Annotated in this window: 17 protein-coding genes; 6 read left to right on the plus strand and 11 right to left on the minus strand. The window is 49.3% G+C overall.

Annotated elements, in window-relative coordinates; genetic code table 11:
* Nucleotides 1-68 precede the first annotated feature (68 nt).
* On the plus strand, nucleotides 69-1358 hold the full coding sequence (locus B3157_RS10865; RefSeq protein ID WP_292590470.1) for an SLC13 family permease: 1290 nt from the start codon (nucleotides 69-71) through the stop codon (nucleotides 1356-1358).
* Between the two features lie 9 nt (nucleotides 1359-1367).
* Here B3157_RS10865 and B3157_RS10870 read toward each other — a convergent pair whose 3' ends face one another.
* The 11 genes from B3157_RS10870 to B3157_RS10920 form a co-directional block, all read right to left on the minus strand.
* Nucleotides 1368-1811: a poly-gamma-glutamate biosynthesis protein PgsC/CapC gene (locus B3157_RS10870; protein ID WP_292590472.1), complete on the minus strand. Its 444-nt coding sequence runs from the start codon at nucleotides 1809-1811 to the stop codon at nucleotides 1368-1370.
* Nucleotides 1808-2914, minus strand: coding sequence for a poly-gamma-glutamate synthase PgsB (gene pgsB / locus B3157_RS10875; RefSeq protein WP_292590474.1), 1107 nt, complete (start codon nucleotides 2912-2914; stop codon nucleotides 1808-1810). Before pgsB ends, B3157_RS10870 begins: the two co-directional genes overlap by 4 nt.
* On the minus strand, nucleotides 2911-4014 hold the full coding sequence (gene pgsW / locus B3157_RS10880; protein WP_292590476.1) for a poly-gamma-glutamate system protein: 1104 nt from the start codon (nucleotides 4012-4014) through the stop codon (nucleotides 2911-2913). Before pgsW ends, pgsB begins: the two co-directional genes overlap by 4 nt.
* A gap of 18 nt (nucleotides 4015-4032) precedes the next feature.
* The gene (locus B3157_RS10885) at nucleotides 4033-5655 is read right to left on the minus strand and encodes an OPT/YSL family transporter (protein ID WP_292590478.1); all 1623 of its coding nucleotides are present in this window, start codon (nucleotides 5653-5655) and stop codon (nucleotides 4033-4035) included.
* Nucleotides 5656-5753: 98 nt separating this feature from the next.
* On the minus strand, nucleotides 5754-6278 hold the full coding sequence (locus tag B3157_RS10890) for a UPF0158 family protein (protein ID WP_103135150.1): 525 nt from the start codon (nucleotides 6276-6278) through the stop codon (nucleotides 5754-5756).
* A 138-nt stretch (nucleotides 6279-6416) separates the two neighbouring features.
* Nucleotides 6417-7049: a methionine ABC transporter permease gene (locus tag B3157_RS10895; protein ID WP_099829665.1), complete on the minus strand. Its 633-nt coding sequence runs from the start codon at nucleotides 7047-7049 to the stop codon at nucleotides 6417-6419.
* A complete protein-coding gene (locus B3157_RS10900) occupies nucleotides 7049-8038 on the minus strand; it encodes a methionine ABC transporter ATP-binding protein (RefSeq protein ID WP_292590482.1) in 990 nt (329 codons plus the stop codon). Before B3157_RS10900 ends, B3157_RS10895 begins: the two co-directional genes overlap by 1 nt.
* Nucleotides 8039-8049: 11 nt before the next feature.
* Complete coding sequence (locus B3157_RS10905) at nucleotides 8050-8829, minus strand: MetQ/NlpA family ABC transporter substrate-binding protein (protein WP_103135153.1); 780 nt, start codon at nucleotides 8827-8829, stop codon at nucleotides 8050-8052.
* 245 nt (nucleotides 8830-9074) lie between these two features.
* Nucleotides 9075-9449: a hypothetical protein gene (locus B3157_RS10910; RefSeq protein ID WP_103135154.1), complete on the minus strand. Its 375-nt coding sequence runs from the start codon at nucleotides 9447-9449 to the stop codon at nucleotides 9075-9077.
* 150 nt (nucleotides 9450-9599) lie between these two features.
* A complete protein-coding gene (locus tag B3157_RS10915; protein WP_099829669.1) occupies nucleotides 9600-10016 on the minus strand; it encodes a secondary thiamine-phosphate synthase enzyme YjbQ in 417 nt (138 codons plus the stop codon).
* Nucleotides 10017-10036: 20 nt separating this feature from the next.
* Nucleotides 10037-10603, minus strand: a complete 567-nt coding sequence (locus B3157_RS10920; protein ID WP_292590486.1) for a methyltransferase family protein — start codon at nucleotides 10601-10603, stop codon at nucleotides 10037-10039.
* A 163-nt stretch (nucleotides 10604-10766) separates the two neighbouring features.
* On the opposite strand from B3157_RS10920, the gene B3157_RS10925 reads away from it, so the two are divergent.
* From B3157_RS10925 to B3157_RS10945, 5 genes are all read left to right on the plus strand, one after another.
* Nucleotides 10767-11192: a PPC domain-containing DNA-binding protein gene (locus B3157_RS10925; protein WP_214060680.1), complete on the plus strand. Its 426-nt coding sequence runs from the start codon at nucleotides 10767-10769 to the stop codon at nucleotides 11190-11192.
* 10 nt (nucleotides 11193-11202) lie between these two features.
* Nucleotides 11203-12369: a metallophosphoesterase family protein gene (locus B3157_RS10930; protein ID WP_292590488.1), complete on the plus strand. Its 1167-nt coding sequence runs from the start codon at nucleotides 11203-11205 to the stop codon at nucleotides 12367-12369.
* Nucleotides 12366-15203 carry an AAA family ATPase gene (locus B3157_RS10935; RefSeq protein WP_292590490.1) on the plus strand — a complete coding sequence of 946 codons (2838 nt, stop codon included), beginning with the start codon at nucleotides 12366-12368 and terminating at the stop codon, nucleotides 15201-15203. The genes B3157_RS10930 and B3157_RS10935 overlap by 4 nt, the downstream gene beginning before the upstream one ends.
* Before the next feature lie 16 nt (nucleotides 15204-15219).
* Complete coding sequence (locus B3157_RS10940) at nucleotides 15220-16572, plus strand: 8-oxoguanine deaminase (RefSeq protein WP_292590491.1); 1353 nt, start codon at nucleotides 15220-15222, stop codon at nucleotides 16570-16572.
* A gap of 228 nt (nucleotides 16573-16800) precedes the next feature.
* Nucleotides 16801-17061, plus strand: coding sequence for a histidine phosphatase family protein (locus B3157_RS10945; protein ID WP_292590493.1), 261 nt, complete (start codon nucleotides 16801-16803; stop codon nucleotides 17059-17061).
* The last annotated feature ends 297 nt before the right edge of the window (nucleotides 17062-17358 follow it).

Below are 17358 nucleotides of genomic sequence, written 5' to 3' on the forward strand. Positions count from 1 at the left end.
TACCCTTTTCAAGTAGATTATTCGTGATGCATATCGCCCTCTTCATTTGTTAAGCATTTTGGGATAGAATGAGACTTGTGGACAGAATATTCATTGTAATCTATTTCATATTGACTTTCACTCTGATTGTCCTTTCGAAAAGACGGAGAGTGCTGATTGCCTTTACGGCAGGTATGTTGCTGGTGGTGCTCAAAGTCTCCGAGACAATGAGAATAGAGACAATATCTGAGTTTGTCGACTTCAACGCCATATTCCTTCTCATAGGAATGATGGTGATAGTCGGCGTGCTCAAATCTACCGGGTTCTTTCAATATGTGGCGGTCCGTACTCTCAGAGCAACGAAGGGAAACATCCTTCTGCTGTCGGGGCTCTTTTCGGCGCTAATCGCTCTCTTCTCTATGGTTCTGGACAATGTCACTACAATGATAATGTTCATGCCGATAATCTTCTTCGTTGCAGATACTGCGGGATTCAACCCCTTCGGGTTCACGGCGGTGATGATTCTGGCTTCAAACATCGGCGGCTGTATGACTCTGGTAGGCGATCCTCCAAACATCATTATTGGTAACGCCTCCAAGATTCCTTTCATGACTTTCAGCGGTCTTGTGCTAGCTCCGCTCTTATTGACCTATGTCACCCTGATGTTGATCTCCAGATTCAAGATTCTGAAGGGTCTCTCGTCAATATCTGGAAAAAAGGAAGAGATTCAGGGATTAAGGCTCGATGGAGTCATAACCAATAAGAGATTGATGTATGTCAGCCTCGGAACACTGGTAGTTGTGGTCATCGGATTTATCATGCACAGTATCGTTGACATAGAAATGTCGCTGTTCGCAGTGCTGGGAGCTTCATTTCTGCTTCTGTATACGGGAAAGGATTTCGAATCGGTTGCTACCGAAGTGGACTGGAACGCGATTCTCTTCTTCATTGGACTTTTCTCGCTTGCACACTCTCTTGAAAGCACGGGAATAACGGGAGAGCTTTCCGCACTGGCTTTGAATCTTTCGAGCAACCCGGCCGTTCTCTCTATGCTTATTCTCTGGGTAAGCGGATTGATAGCGATGGTTACTGGAGCCATTCCGGTTGTTACGATCTTCATTCCTATCGTGGCGCAGCTTTCCGTTCACTACCCTCTTCAGTACGATCTATGGATTGCTCTTGCTCTTGGGGCAAACCTCGGGGGAAACGGAACTGTAACCGGTCATCTTGCAAATGTGATGTGTTTTGAGATGGTAAACAAGGAGTATGGAAACAGGCACAGTTTCCTCGATTTCATGAAGATCGGGTTCCCTTCGGCAATTATATCTCTCTGCATCTCCAACCTTTATCTTGTGTTAAGACTCGTGCTCTTCGGCTAGCTGTAACTCCTAGACAACCATGATCGATTTTATCAGTATGTTTGTCAACCAGACAACCGTTGTGACGAAGATAAGCGAAAGAGAGGTCTTCACTACTCCTTGTCTGTAGAAGTCATTCGCGATCAGCCCTGGAACGATGGTTCCAATCACGGTTGAGAACAGCTCTACCGGGAGATTAGGCATAAGAAAGGTGTCTAGGGAAAGCTTGACCACGACTCCGAGAAGAATTCCTATTGCGAGCCTCTTTCTTCCGTAGAGAATTAGATACCTCTGGAGAAGATTTAGAATCAGGAATGTGACCAGACCGACACCCCATGTATACAGCAGCCTCAAAGGCTGTTCAATGAAGATGAACAGGTAGACCGGCGTGACAAGCCCTCCGGCCGACAAACCCGTTACCCACCAGAATATTGTACTTATGACGATTCCGATTGAGAACAATGCAGGACTCATCGAATCTCCTCCAACCCGCTCAGCCACTGTACAAGGCCGCGTATATTTCCGAATCCGAAAACGAGCTCATGGCCTTCAAGAAGCGAATGCAGCCGGCTCGGATCTTTCAGCTTTTCCACGTTCTTGCTCTTCAATATTCGTTGAGGAACAGGTCCTCTGACTATTATCCTGTCGAAGTCTCTAATCATCGCTTCGAAGACGAGAGCTCTGTCCGGCCTGTCGTCTCTGGAGTTGAAGAATCCGACGAGCGGTCTCTCGGGAAAATCCTGTCTTGCCTTTTTCAGAAGCAGAGAAGTGGAACGAATGTCATTGGCCGCGAAGGCATTTGCCAGAACAGTATCATTGATCCCGTCGCCGAGATGCAGATACCTGAAGGTCCCCACATCAGGCAGCGCCTCTCTCATTCCCTCAAGCGCCTTCTCCCTGTCCAGATTGAGTAGTTCTACAACCTTCAGTGCGACAGAAAGGTTTTCCTCATTTGGCTCGAATTTGAATCCGGCCGTGTCCTCCACTTTCGGGATAACAGTAACCAATCTAGAATTTATTCTAGAACAGTGTTTTTCTACAGATTCCATTGCGTCAGACGAAACGTTTCCCAAAACGCAAATTCCTTCTGGAGTAATAGATAGAGAAAGCACTTTGGCCGTCTCGATTTCGTCGGCTCCAATCTCTTCGATATGATCCGGATAAGCGTTCGTGATGACGGTAATGTCTGCTTCGACGATTCTCATGCTTGAAAGCTGCATCTCGGGCTTAATAGCCATGCATTCCACGACCAACGCGTTGCAGCCGTCCCTCTCCGACTTCTTCAAGGCGAGGAATTGCTCCTGTATGTTTGCAGGACCATGACGCACCACTTCGACATGTCTCCCGTCGGGGGTTATCCATAGAGGAACAGTCCCCGTCGTCTTGCCCAGCACGCTGAAGCCGTTTGCTTTGAGGGCCGCGTGAATCAGTCTTACTGTCTCGCTCTTGCCTCTGGTTCCGTTCACTTGAACAGCAATTTTCAGTCGCTTCCTTCTCTTTCTCGAGAGAATATTCTCAATGACGAGAAAGAGCAGAAGGATAGACAATGCGACCAGAGCCAGCAGCCAGTTTGTCATTTCTTAATCACCCTTCCCGCGACAACGCAGAGGATCATAAGGAATAGAAAGGTCAAGGTCAGAGGCAACGAGTAACTATCGACAAAATATACTCCGCTGGTTCCAGGCTCCGGAAGAGGAACGGGGTCGATCGGAATCCCATTCTCCATCGCGAGATCTCTGATGTTCAGCAGATGAATCACGGGCACACCGAGCTCCGCAAACTCGAAAATCAGTCCCCTTTCATCTCCTTTAGGGATCGAAGAGAACGAAGTCAAAACACCGTTATCCAGGCTGAGAGCTAGATGGCTGTTGCCGAAGTTTGTGCTTGCTCCCCCGATATTGACGAAGACAGAAGGCAGTCCGGCCGACTTCTCAAGATAGAGCTCAAGTCTCTTTTCAATGCTTTCTTGAAGAGACTCTTCATATACAAAGGTCTTTCCGCTGGATAAAGCAATCTCCGTCATCAGTTCACGAGCTTTCGGGAAAAACATTCCACTTGCCGTATCGTAATTACCGCCCAGAGAGACTGCGATCAGGCTGTCTTTAAGCAGCCCTACCTCTACAAGTCTTTCCTGCATCGTAACGAAGGTAAACTCCGGGTGTGTTGCGCCGTGCTCTGAAGCGCCAATCGAATAGATCACAAGGGGTTCAAGTTCCAAAACTTCGCAGGCGCAGAGAGTGGCTAGAAGAAGCGAGGGGAAAGAGCCGCTCGCTCCTATAGCTACGGGATCGCCTCTCTTGAGATTGAGTTCTTTGAAGTACTTCACCAGGAGAGCCGCGAAGTCCGGATTGGTCGAGGTTCTCTTCGCCTGCAGATTTCCTAGAGTAGTTGTCAACTCCGTGAATTCCGGTCCAATAAGCCCTGTCAAATTAGGGTCGACAGATGGGTCGATTTCTATGCCCAGCGACTCCCGGAAAGCTGAAAGTTCAGCTATGCAAGAGGCCATTAGTCGAGCCGCGGACAGCTGGGCAGAGAAGTGAGGTGACTCGATCCTCTCCATTGAAAGATTGACGATGAAGAAGGCCGCTACCCCGACAACGGCGCCGAGCAATAACCATTTGAGAGAAATGTGAACGCGATTGAAAGGGACTCTGCCCACTGCGTGAATGTGTTTCAAAACAACTCCTCTATTCTATTAGCTAACTGTTAGAACCCTGATTATTGCCAAAACTACTCCCGTTATACCTTCGCCTCCAAGAAGTCCCGACGACACTATCATGCCGGTCTCCTTCGATTCTGGCTTGATCTTGCCGACAATTAAGCTAATAACGCCTCCAACGAATGCGGCGGTAGATATCTCCATAGGGAGGTACATGCCAATTCCAAGCGTCATCCCCGGTAGTTTCATAAGATAGATTATGATCCCAATCACCAAGCCGAAGAAAAAGGCCGGAGTATTTGGGAGACCACCGACCATGGTGGAAACGGCGTACGCTTGTGGCGCGGGGAGTTCCGTTCCCGGGCCCATTGTACCATAGGCTCTGAACATAATAAAGAGAACGATTACCGAGACTACTGCGCCAATTACTCCGCCGACCGTCTCGGCGACGATCTGAGCCCTGGGGTTGGTCTTCAAAAGGTAACCGGATTTGAAATCGTTCAGTACATCGCCAGCGAGGCCGCAAGCAACTGCCACTACTCCCGCCACCAAGAACGCTTCGATTGTGCCGAGACTGGCGACTGACTTCACGGCAATGAGAATGATGATGCCGAATATCTCCATAGGATTGATGCCCGATTGCCCGGTTATCGAGGCGGCCATGGCCGTCGTAAGCCATACGCCAACTATTGTAAGTAGAGAAGAGACAAGAGTCATTTCCGTCAAAGTTGTGAGGAAGAGAGCGATGGCCGCAAAAACCAGAGGTATCCATCGAAGCGTCTTCATTCGCGATCCCTTCCCGCTGCTCTTTACGGGAAGGTAGATCTCTCTTGCCCGCGGCAAGATTCCCTTGAGCAGTATCCCAACACCGGTGCCAACCATCAGTCCGATCCCGAGACTATCTTTGAAAGCCGTCGCAGAGCCGACATCAGCAAACCATCCGGCCGCAACTCCAACGGGGATCAAGAAGAAGTAGCTTAGAACAGCTCCAAGGAACCACACTCCTGTGAAGAGCGGTCCGATTATGTAACCTATGCCAACGGCCATAGGGGATATCCACATTCCAAAGAAGATGTTTCTTGAATACAGCCGGACCGAAGACCACGCAGAAGGAATCCATCCCAGCCCGTCCCTTACTGCGACAAATACGGCAGCGGCCCCCATGGTGGAAAAGAGGTACTTTGCCTTCTTCCCCCCTTTGTCACCGGCAACAACTGTCTCGTAGGAAGCCAAACCCATGGGAAAAGGCAGCTTCTCCTTCTCGATGAAATAACGCCTAATCAGTCCTGTGAATACAACTCCCAGAATAGTGCCTGACAATGTGACGACCAGGAGAGACAGGAAACTTACCTCTGAGGAAGCCTCAAGAATCCAGATGCCCGGAACTGTAAAGGCCAGACCGCCAGCCACCATTGCTCCGGAGGACATAGCAGTGTGCGTAACGTTTATCTCGTTCAGGTTAGTCCTGCCCAAGGCCTTGAGTATTGCCAGGGACATAACTGCAACAAAAATGGTCGGCCAGGGAAGAGCCCCCATTCTCAAGGCGACGTACATTGAACTGGTAGTGATGATTATCGACCCGAGCGCCCCTATTACCAGGCTCCTAAACGTCAACTGCTTTGAACTACCTTCTTCCAGCGACACTCCAGTGTTCTTCACGCTCTGATCCTCCTGTGAACCGACAAAAGAAAAGGCCCGGGCAGTCTTTCTTATACAGACGAATCTCCGCGAGATTTACTTCAAAGAGAAGACCGAGATCACTGTTCAGAAGTATCGATCGGATCGATTCCTATCGAGTTGAGCCACTCAACAGCAATCCTTGTCAAGTTCTCACTTTCGAATTTGAACCATGCGTCCTTGTATTCTCCGTGATGTTCGAGAAATGTGCGGAACTTAGAGAATGCACCTCTTCCCGAAATCTCGTAATAGACTTCATCCCTGACGCTTTCTTCTACTCTTGTGTAAATGAACTCTTCGATCAGTGCGAATTTTTCCCCTGGAGTAATCCACGGTATATCCTCGAATCTTTCCGATTCATCGCCGCAAAACAAGTCATAATAAGTGTACAAATCTTCGATTCTCATCCAGGAGTACTTCAGAAGGTCTTCAGTTATCTCTTCTCTTTCAACCTCGCAGTTTACTAGTTCATCCGGAAAACAATCTTCTTGATAGAAGATGATCTTTCCCGTCTCCGTATCTAGATACGAAATCGCGTCGTACTCTCTCTGGTCAATATCCATCAAATTGACCAACATATCGATGTCGACCGGCAGTCTTTTCATAGTGCTTCACCCTTATGGGCAAACCTGTATTCCAATCAACTTGTTTTGCCCGGTACCAGTTTACAACATTCTGGCTCCGACGACGAAAGTCAAAATGATTCAATTCCGAGACGCTTCCGAAAAACCTTGTTTCCAAAGTTATTTTCGCAATCCCTTCGCCAGTTTTCCTCCAGTGAACTGAAGAAGCTGACTGATCGCCACGAGAACGATCACTGCGTAGAGAACTACGTCCCACTGGAACCGGTAGTAGCCATAGTTGATTGCCAGCTGACCGAGACCTCCGGCCCCGACCGCACCCGCTATGGCGGTATAGGTTACGAGATTGATCAAAAGCACGGTTATATTGCCGATCTGATCGGGCAGTGTTTCCGGTATGAGAACCTTTGTGACCATCTGCCACTTATTCAATCCCATAGAGTTTGACGAATCGATTATTCCCGAAGGCACGGCATTGAAAGAATTCTCCGAAAGCCTCGCCATGAAAGGTATAGCTGCAATAGTAAGATTGAAGATCGCGGCATTCGGCCCGATTATCGTTCCCATTACGTTTTTCGTAACGGGAATCAGAAGCAACACGAGAATAATGAAAGGTATTGATCTGAAGATATTTACCAGCAGATCGAGCAACGCATAGAGGGTCTTCAACCTTCGTGATCTTGAACAGAGGTAAAGACCTACGCCTAGCGGAATACCGAAAACAGTTGCCAGGAAACCGGAGAGAAGAAGCATGTATAGAGTTTCGAGCGTCGCCTTAAGTATTTGTGAGAACATCAGCGGACCTCCTCGAGAAAGAAGACGGAGTCCCTAAGTTTCTCTATGAACAGATCCTGTTTATGCCCATCAATCGCGATGATCATTGTTCCGAAGGGTCCGTTCTTCAGCTCTTCGATCTTCCCGTACAGAATGTTGATCATTATATCGTACTCCCTTGCTATCTCCCATAAAACAGGTTCGTGGGTACGCTCGCCCCAGAAGAGTACTCTCAAGAGCCGCTTCTGCCCGGAAAGGACGCTTGCTTCCAGCTCGAGAGGGCTTCCAAAGTCACTCACTTCATTGTTCTCGATCTTGACGAAGAATTCGTGCGTAGGTCCGAAGAAGTGCAGCTTCCCATTCTGCAAATACGCGACTCTGTCACAGGTTCTCTTAATGACATCCATATCGTGGGTTACGACCGCGAAGGTGACACTGCGTCTTTCGTTGAGATTCACTACGAGGTCGAGAAGTCTGCCCGTAGTCCTCGGGTCGAGAGCGGAAGTGGGTTCGTCTAGAAGAATCAGCTTTGGATCCATTACGAGAGCGCGGGCGATCGCCGCTCTCTGCTGTTCGCCGCCGGAGAGCTGCGAAGGGTAGGCGCTCAGCCTGTGATCCAGGCCGAGCTCCGAAACGATACTCATAACTCTTTCCCTGATCTCGCCCCTTCCGATTCCCTGAATTTTCAGAGGAAAAGCGATGTTCTGGTAGACGGTTCTGTAGCGAAACAGGTTGTAGCTCTGGAAAACCACTCCTATCTTCTTTCTAATGCTCCTCACTTTGCTTTCGTTAAGCCCGACTATGTTTTGGCCGTCGAACATGATCGATCCGCTGTCCACCGGCTGGAGTAGGTTAAGGGTACGGAGCAGAGAGGTTTTCCCTGCTCCCGACAACCCTACGATTCCGACAATCTCGCCCTCTTCGATAGAGAAGCTGACATCATCGAGGATCTTTCTCCTTCCCGATTTGTCTTCGAAAGAGAGGTTAAGTCTGTCAACGCTCAGTATCAAAGCACTAAACCTCAGAAGACGGGTACTACCGCACCATCATACTTTTCGTTTATGAAGTCTCTTACCTTCTCCGACGTCAAAACACTGATGAGAGCTTCGAGCCATGCTTCGCCTTTGTCAGTTTCTCGAATTGTGATTATGTTTGCGTACGGAGATTCACCACCTTCAATGAACTCCGAGTCTTTGACTGCATTTAGGTTGATGGTAAGCGCGTAATTGGTGTTAATGACGGCACCGGCGACGGTCTTGTCGTCTGTGTAGACCCTTGGAATGAACCCGGCCTCGATTTCAACAAAGGTCAACTGCCTTGGGTTCTCTTTGATGTCCAGAACTGTGGATTCCAGCTTCGAAGGATCCTTGAGCTCAATAAGCCCGTTGTTGTGAAGCAGAATGAGAGCTCGGCCCTCGTTTGTCGGATCGTTCGGAACAGCGATCTTATCACCTGGTGCGAGCTCTGAAAGAGGTTTCTTGAGAAAGAACCCCATTGGCTCGACGTGAATGGCCTTTGCTGAGACCAGCCCTTTTATTCCTCTTTGTGAAGTGAAGGACTCCAGATAGGGTACGTGCTGGAAGTAATTCGCGTCGAGTTCCCCTGTGGAAAGGGCGATGTTTGGAAGCACATAGTCATTGAACACAACGATTTCCAGCTCATAGCCCAGCTCGGCTAGGTCGGCCTTGATTACCTCGAGAATCTCGGCGTGGGGAACTGGAGTGGCGCCAATCCTGATCTTCGTGGTACCGAACGCAAATACGACTCCCAGTAGAACCAGTAACACTAGAAACTTCTTCATACAAATCCCTCCTGATATAAAAAAAGGGCGTCTCCTTTGAGACGCCCTGCTTCTATTTTCTCAGGTACAGCTAAGCACCCGAAGAAACAAGGGCGTTGCCGTACATCATCATAGCTTTTCTGTTTTTTCCTCTGTAAGTCTTATTGTTCATATGCAAACCTCGCGTTCGTTTAGCTCATTATAGCTCAACGACTCTTTCCAGAACAAGTCGATATTGTAAATAAAAGCTCGTGCCTGTTCCAGAGTCAGTTAGATTCGTTGTAACCAGAAATCCTTATGAACCGATTACCGTCATCTCTTTCCTTGTAGCAGGCTTTCAGAAGCCTGCAACTGGTTGTTTTCGGGTCTTTGCAGACCAGGAAAGTGAACGAGAGATCCTTCGCTCTTCCCTTAAGCAGTTCCATGCTCAATGTGGAAAGCAGGCTGTCGAGCCGCTTCTCTTCTTTTTGTCCGTACATCCTGGAATTCTCGTCGGTCTTAACCATTTCATTCCAGAGATTCTCCGTGATAACTACCGGCAGTTTGATCCCAACCCTCTTCGCAAAAGGCGTAACATCAACCAAACCCCCGTCGAGAAAAACGACCGATCGGGAGTTTAGTGATGCTTCTCCAATGCTCATTGATAGCACCTCCATACATAATAAGTGTTATTATTACCATAACATCTTAGAAAGACCGTCGCAAAGGCAAACAAGAGACTCCCTGGTTGTCTGGAGCTGTTTAGGCCGGTATATCTGACAAAGCCTCTGAAAACCGTTACAATTCGAATCTTAATTGCCGATTATTTTTATCAGAACTCGCTTTCTTCTCATACCGTCCAGTTCATAGTAGAAGATCTGCTCCCATGGTCCAAAGTCCAGTCTTCCCTCAGTAACGGCTACCACAACTTCCCTACCCATAACGGTTCTCTTCAGGTGGGCGTCCGCATTGTCCTCGAATCCGTTGTGTTCATACTGCGAGTAAGGTTTCTCGGGCGCAAGCCTTTCCAGCCATTTTTCGAAGTCATTATGAAGCCCGGATTCATTGTCGTTGATGAACACACTTGCAGTTATGTGCATTGCGTTCACGAGCAGAAGTCCTTCCTGGATTCCGCTTTCTTTGAGCGCTCTTTCGACATCTGGAGTGATATTGATTATCTCTCGCCTGGTCGCGGTGTTGAAGAAAAGTTCCTTCCTGTATGATTTCAAATCCTTCACCTCCTAATCGATTAAAACACGTAAGGAATTAGCCGCCACGTCTTCTTGCAGTAATCCCTATAAGCATCTCCGAAGATGTATTCGAGATTTCTTTCCTCCACGACGATTCTGTACAGTATGCCTGTCGTCGGGAGTATGAAAGCAAGGATCGAACTGAGCGGGTAATCGAAGACGACCGCAAGACCCAGAAAGCCTGCTATCTCGGCGGCATAGGCAGGATGACGGATTACTCTGAACAGTCGATCCGTTCTCAGCTCTTGACCGGGAAGGGCCCCTACATCGATTGCAAAGGAAGAGCCCAGCTGCCTGACTACGAGGAAACGGACCACGACCGCGAAGATCATCGATGCAACCCCAACCCATCTATGAGGACGGAACGGCATCATGAACGCTTCCTTTGAGCTGCCGTCGACAGCCACCGCTCCAAACATGCCAGATAGAACGAAAGCAAGCATAATGTACTTCGATCGTTTCTCCTGGAGTTTTCCACTGATCTCTCTGTTGTGAAAGAAGAAAAGATAGATGTCAAATCCGACCCAGAAAATGAGAACGAAGAAGAAGAACAGTTGACCAGACATAACGAAACCTCCAGGAGAAAGTGAATGCAATTCAATTCTATCATCAGACCAGGGTGAAGAAAATCTCACATCAAAGCCCTTGCTGGATGTCTTCCGACTGTAACTGTTAGCAAATGTGGGGGTGCGGCAGATGTAGTAAAATTGTAATACAGGTGGTGATGAGATGATTTTTGGAAAAGGTGAGAGAGTACTATTCTTTCGCTTCGAGGATGGCGAGGATTTCATTCACACTCTAGTTCATACACTTACGGAGAACAACCTGGATTCACTTGTTGTTATCAGCGGAATAGGAATGTTGAGAGATTTCGAGATCGGCTGGTACAACGTTTCCAAAAAGCAGTACGAAAAGGAGATGATCTCTGTTCCTCATGAGCTCATTCACATATCGGGAAACGTATCGTCGAAGGGCGGTTTTCCATTCCCGCATCTTCACGTTGCGTTAGCCGGACCTTCGAGAAGCGCAGTTGGCGGCCACCTGTTCGCAGGAACAGTGTGCAACACGACGGAGCTCTTTGCCGTCAGGACCGGTGACCTGAAACTCACCAGAGATGCTTCCGGCGCCGCAACGCCTCTGGAATTCAGAAAGTGAGTCCATCAAATTGAGATTCCTTCACTGCTCCGATATTCACCTGGGGAGAAGACCGATCGGCTCCCCGAACAGCCCCTATTCGTCTGCAAGATACGAAGATTATTTTTCAGCCTTTGACTATGTAGTTGATTGGGCCGTACAGAACAAGCCAAATGCCTTCTTCATAACGGGTGATCTCTTTGACAAGAGAGACATCAATCCCGACACTCTTGCCAGAACGCAGAGTATTCTCTCCAGACTGAAAGAAAACGGTATCAGGGTGCTGGCTATAGAGGGAAACCACGACAAGAGCTTTAGCGCGAATGAGTCCTGGCTGAGATTTCTCCATGAGACAGAGTATCTGGAGCTGCTCTGCCCGGTTCAGGGCGAAAAGGACATCGTCTTTCCGAACGTCAGCATCGAAGGATTCAAGGTGTTCGGACTTGGCTATCCCGGCTTCATGGCAGAGGAGATGATCCTCAAAGCTTCTTCTTTTCTTGAAGGCAAAGACAATATAATACTTATCCACACCGCGCCCGGGAACGACAACTTCATTCCCGGCCTTGTGTCACCCGAAGTCTTGAAGATTCTCAGGTCGAAGGTGACCTATGCCGGAGGCGGACATCTGCATTCTCAACTCGCTTTTCCTCTGGAAGAGCCGTTCTTCTTCGTGCCCGGATCTCTCGAATACTGGGACGTCTGGGAGAGAGATAGTAAGGGATTTTACGTATTCGATACCGAGAGCGGAACAGCCGATTTTCACGACTCTCGCAGGAGGGAAAGACAGGAATTCTCCGTTTTTCCCGGCGAGGGCGACGACCTTGACGGATTTGTCAACGAACATGAGATTCATGGAGGAGCCATAGTACTGGTAACGGTAACGGGAAGCGGAGAGTTCTACGTAGATCCTGTGCGTCTGGAGAGGGAGATAGAGTCTTCTGGAGCCCTTAAGGCCTTTGTTAGAGTCAGGAGAACGGATAGAGAGATCACTCTCGACGACTACAGACTGATGAGCGCGAGAGACATCGAACGAGAGGTCATACTCGGCTCCAGGGAGTGGAAGGAGCTCGGAGCAAGAGGCGAGGACCTTGTGGTCGCAATAGAAAAGATGAAGCAGTCTCAGGAAGATGGAAGGTATGACCTGTTCAAAGAATCCGTCGATGCCCTTCTTGAAGCCATAGTGGGTGGTGGCTCTTGAGGATTACTTCGATAGATCTCGAGAACTTCCGCAGCCACTCCAGATATTCCGAAACCTTCGAGAAGGGAATAAACCTCATCCTTGGAAGAAACGGCTCGGGGAAATCATCGATCATCGAAGCTATCGGACTGGCTCTCTTCGGAGGAGGACTGCGCGACAAACAGGAAGACGCAATCAAGTGGAACGAGAGAAGATCGAAAATTACCGTGACTTTTCTGGCCGACGACGGTCTGGAGTACAGGGTCGAGAAAGTCTTCGGCACCGGTTCAAGTCACGAGCTGCATCAGGGGGAACTTCTCATTGCCCGCGGGAAGGAAAACGTGATAGAGAAGATCAGAATTATCTGCGGTCTTCAGGGAGACATCTCGAAGACATTCGAGAACGTGATAGTAGCTTTTCAGAATAGAATCGCCGATCAGTTTCTCGGCAGTCCTGCTGCGAGAAGGGACTATTTCAACAGGGTCTTCCAGGTCGACCTTTACAGGAAGATCTCAACGGATTTCATGCGCAGTTATCTCACCGACCTGAGGAGTGAGAACGAAACTCTTGAGAGAGGGATCGCGTTCATGGAGCAGCAGCTGGAGAGAAAGGCAGAAGTTGAAGAGAGGATGAAGACTCTCTCGGAGGATCTCTCCAGGGCAAGAGAGGAACTGAAGTCTTTGGAAGATGCCCTCAAGAAAGTCAAAGCAGAGAGACTGCGTCTCGAGGAAATCGGAAGAGAGCTCTCTTCGAAGAGAGGACAGTTTGAGCAGCAACTGAAGTCGTTGAGGGACGAAGCTGCTTCGTTGAAAGCCAATCTGAAGCAAAGAGAGAGGGCGGTCGAGGCCAGAGAAATCGTTGACAAAAGCAGGGACGGCCACGATCTCTATGAGAGACTTCTGGAAAAAGAAAATGCTCTAAGCGCCGAAAAAAGAAGACTGGAAGGTCTTGGCGAGCGCTCGGCTGCCATTGAGAAGAGAATCGCTGAACTGCAGACGGAAGTTGCCCGGTCAAGCGGAGCGCTCTCGAATTCTGAGGAAAGACTGGAAGAGAGCGAGAAGCAATTCGAGGAGCTGAAAAAGGAACGAGAAGAGCTAAGAAGAGAGATGGAAGCGGCGGAACGCGAGGCAGGCAAGAAGCGGGAAGCCTACAACCTGTGTCTTTCTAGAAAAGAGGCGTTTAAGGTGATCCTCGAAGAATACAGGAAGCCTGAGCGACGGCTGGCCGCTCTTGAAGATCTCTTAAGGAGCCTTGGAAAACTGGAAGGTGCTGAGGAACTCAATGAAAGGCTGGCGAAAATCGACAGCGGTATAGAAAGGGCGAAACAGGAAGTCCTTCTCCTTGAAAAGCTGAACGAGGCCTGTGTCAGCAAGGCTTCCCGGAGAAAGGCGCTTGAAGAATACAGAGGCTCTCTCGCCGTTGGCATCTGTCCGCTCCTGGATGAGAAATGCAAGAACATCGAAAATAGAAGTGATTATGAAGGATACATCGAAGGTCTTATAAACCAGCTAGCCTCCGGTGAAAGAGAGCTCTCGAAAAAGATTGCAGAAGTGAAGGAGAGCCCGTCGAGGCTAGGCAAACTGGCGGAAGAGAGGGCTCTTGCCCTCAAAGCGATAGAAGAGACGGATAAGAAACTTAAGGAAAAGGCTGATCTAGAAAAAGAGAAGCTTGACCTTGAAGAGAGAGCGAAGAGCTTCCTTCTTCAGCTCTCGACGATTTCAGGAAAGTCCGGAGAGATTGACGAGATGAGCGAGAGTGTAGAGAAAGATATTCGAAATGCCTCCACAGAGCTCGAACTTCAAAAGAAACACATTTCCACGCTCAAGAACCAGATTGAAGAAAGGGATTCGCGTCTGGAAGAAGTCAAGAGCAAGATCAAATCACTCAACGAACTGAAGAAGAAGACGGAGGAAGAACTCGCTTCCCGGTCGAGCGAAATCGATGCTCAGACAAGCATTGTTAAGGAATTTGCGGAGGAACTTGGAAAGCTTCCCGGATTGAGAGCGGAGATTGAAGAGATTCGCAGAGCGATGGTTCTTAACAAAAACGATTATGAAAGATTCAACAAATATGTGACTCTTGCGGGCTATCTCGAGGAGTACTCAGGCCTCTGCCGGGCCTCGCTCGAAAGATGCAGAAAGAAGGCGGCCGGAGTGACCGGCCTCAGAAAAGAGATTATTGCTCTTGAGAAGAGCTTCGATTATGGCCGTCTAGAAGAACTGAAGAGAAATGAGACAAAGGCCGAAGAAAGTTATGCTCTCAAACGAGACGAAACAATATCCATCGGCAGAGACATAGTTTCTCTGCGGGCAGATCTGAAGAACTTCGCAGAGATGGAAGAAAAGAAGAAGCTCAAGAAGAGAGCCGGCGAAAAAACTTCCAGAAAAATCAAACTCGGAGAGATGATTAGAGACAATCTCAATCTCACCGGAGAGAGAATAACCGCCGGATTTCGTGATGCGATAGAGCGAAAGGCTACCCTAGACTATCAGCGAATATCCGGGACCGAAGAGTCAATAAGATGGAACGAAGATTACGAAGTCTCCGTCAATGCATCCGAATACGGCGATGGCAGCGTCAGAAGTTTCTCTAATCTCTCAGGCGGGGAGCAAGTGTTGGTCTCTCTTTGTCTGAGAGCCGCAATGACGGGGGTCCTCAGCGGAGCGAGATTTGCCGTCTTCGACGAGCCGACATCGAATCTCGACAAGGAGAGGAAAGAGCTGCTTGCCCATTCTCTCAGAGAGCTCTTTGGCGAACTCGATCAATCAATAATAGTTACTCACGATGACGTCTTCTCTGAAATGGCTCAGAAGGTAATACGACTGAACGGCAAGAATGAAGACGAATCTCTTTGAATCGGAGGTGCAGTGCTTGAAAACAGTACTCAAGAACATAGACTATCTTGTGACAATGAATGAAAGGAGAGAAGAGCTGAAATACGCTTATGTCGTCATCGAAGATGGAATAATAGTCGATGTCGGCAGGGGAACTCCTCCTCCGGGCGACGTCGAGATCGACCTGGCCGGACGGATCATCACTCCCGGCTTTGTCAACACTCATCATCATTTCTATCAGTCGCTTTTCCGCAGCGTAAAGGAAGTCGCCTCAGCCAAGCTGTTCGACTGGCTTGTCTTTTTGTACGAGAGGTGGAAAAATCTCGACAACGAAGCGATATATGTCAGTAGCAAAGTGGCGATTTACGAGATGATGGCCTCCGGCGTGACAACGACAACCGACATGCTTTACCTTCACCCAACGGGAAGGAAAGAGTTCATCGACAGCGAAATAGAAGCGGCCCGCAGTACCGGCGTGAGATTTCATCCCACCAGAGGCTCGATGTCTCTCTCCAGAAAAGACGGAGGCTTACCCCCCGACTCGGTCGTCCAGAGCGAGAGAGAGATAATCGAGGACTCCGCAAGACTAATAGAGAAGTATCACGATAGAGAAAAACACTCGATGCTGCGGATAGCTCTGGCGCCCTGCTCTCCCTTCTCGGTGACCGAAGAGTCGATGGTCAGGACGGCCGAACTCGCCGGGCAGTATGACGTGCTTCTTCACACACATCTCGCCGAAACCAGGGACGAAGACGATTTCTGTATCGAGAAAAAGGGATTAAGACCGGTCGATTTCATGGAGAAAGTAGGCTGGCTCAACGAGCGAAGCTGGTTCGCCCATCTCGTATGGCTGAGCGATGAAGACATCAAGAGGCTCGCCGAGCATGACTGCGGCATGGCTCACTGCCCTTCCTCAAACATGAGACTTGGATCGGGAATCGCCCGTGTGAAAGAGATGAAGGAAGCCGGAATCAGGATCAGTCTTGCCGTTGACGGAAGCTCATCGAACGATACGGGAAACATGCTTCTTGAGATACGAAATGCCCTGATGCTTCAAAGAGTCCTGAAGGGAGCCGACGCCCTTTCGCCGAGGGATGTTCTGGAATTCGCGACGCTGGGCGGAGCTAAGGTCTTGAGAATGGACGACTTCATCGGTTCGATCGAGCCGGGAAAGTCTGCCGACTTGGCCGCTTTCAGACTGGACACTCTCTCGATGGCCGGAGGGTTATCCGATCCGGTGGCTTCTCTCGTTCTATGCGACCCTCACAACAGTGACCTGGTAATGATTGACGGGAAGATCCGCGTCCAGAACGGCAGGATAGTCGATGGCGAACTCTCAGAACTAATCAAGAGGCACAACGAAATATCTTGCAGATTGATTGAAGCCTGAGACAAGCCGGGTGAATTATCCAGAAGTTACCGACTGAGTTGCACAACAGGATGGCTTCCGTAAACTGTCTTCATGCATCATAGTGTGAGGCGTCGTAACTCGTTAATAACCGCGATTCTTCAGCGGCGAGGGACTGGCAACCACAGATCAAAGTAGTTTTCGGCCGGACTGCATCTTGCGAATCATTCGCTATCGTCTTGAATTCTAGTACTAATCCTGGAGGTACAAATGTCAGAGATCTATTTCTTGCGCCATGGACAAAGTCAATCGAATGTTGAGAACCATTTTGCGAATGGAAACGATGGTTATCCTCTGACTGATCAGGGGAGGAGACAGGCGGAAAAGGCATCTGCATTTCTGCGTTCCAGAGCGATTCGGAAGGTTTACACCTCACCGATTCACAGAGCCGTTCAGACGGCAGAGATTGTCTGCTCAAAATGGGGGCTCACGCCCCCTTCAGCGGCTCTTTCACCACGAAGCGGAACTTGACTCGCCGAAGGCGAGACTGGCCTTTGCGAACCAAAGACTGGCCTGGCGTAGCCTGACTGGCTATTTTGTCGCCTCCTGCGAAGCAGCATCACTTCCCCGGATGCTTTTCCGGGCATCACTTCCTCGCGCCAGCGAGCATCACTTCCTGGCGAAGCCAGCCGGTCCTTGCTCTACCCAGCGTTCAGCGCTCAGCGGCTCTTTGCTCTTCCCAGCGGTCCCTTTATCATTCACCCGATCTCCTGGCATCCTGCTGTTCCCTCGCCCCTTTTCGGCTGTGGAAATACTTGATTGATCTCT

Origin of the sequence: Mesotoga sp. UBA5557, assembly GCF_002425715.1 — a bacterium.
Classification (GTDB): domain Bacteria; phylum Thermotogota; class Thermotogae; order Petrotogales; family Kosmotogaceae; genus Mesotoga.

What these genes read in the sequence shown, in the direction of transcription:
- B3157_RS10865 (WP_292590470.1), top strand. Translation starts at nt 69, where the DNA reads ATGAGACTTGTGGACAGAATATTCATTGTAATCTATTTCATATTGACT.
- B3157_RS10870 (WP_292590472.1), bottom strand. Translation starts at nt 1,811, where the DNA reads ATGAGTCCTGCATTGTTCTCAATCGGAATCGTCATAAGTACAATATTC.
- pgsB (WP_292590474.1), bottom strand. Translation starts at nt 2,914, where the DNA reads ATGACAAACTGGCTGCTGGCTCTGGTCGCATTGTCTATCCTTCTGCTC.
- B3157_RS10890 (WP_103135150.1), bottom strand. Translation starts at nt 6,278, where the DNA reads ATGAAAAGACTGCCGGTCGACATCGATATGTTGGTCAATTTGATGGAT.
- B3157_RS10895 (WP_099829665.1), bottom strand. Translation starts at nt 7,049, where the DNA reads ATGTTCTCACAAATACTTAAGGCGACGCTCGAAACTCTATACATGCTT.
- B3157_RS10905 (WP_103135153.1), bottom strand. Translation starts at nt 8,829, where the DNA reads ATGAAGAAGTTTCTAGTGTTACTGGTTCTACTGGGAGTCGTATTTGCG.
- B3157_RS10910 (WP_103135154.1), bottom strand. Translation starts at nt 9,449, where the DNA reads ATGAGCATTGGAGAAGCATCACTAAACTCCCGATCGGTCGTTTTTCTC.
- B3157_RS10920 (WP_292590486.1), bottom strand. Translation starts at nt 10,603, where the DNA reads ATGTCTGGTCAACTGTTCTTCTTCTTCGTTCTCATTTTCTGGGTCGGA.
- B3157_RS10925 (WP_214060680.1), top strand. Translation starts at nt 10,767, where the DNA reads ATGATTTTTGGAAAAGGTGAGAGAGTACTATTCTTTCGCTTCGAGGAT.
- B3157_RS10945 (WP_292590493.1), top strand. Translation starts at nt 16,801, where the DNA reads ATGTCAGAGATCTATTTCTTGCGCCATGGACAAAGTCAATCGAATGTT.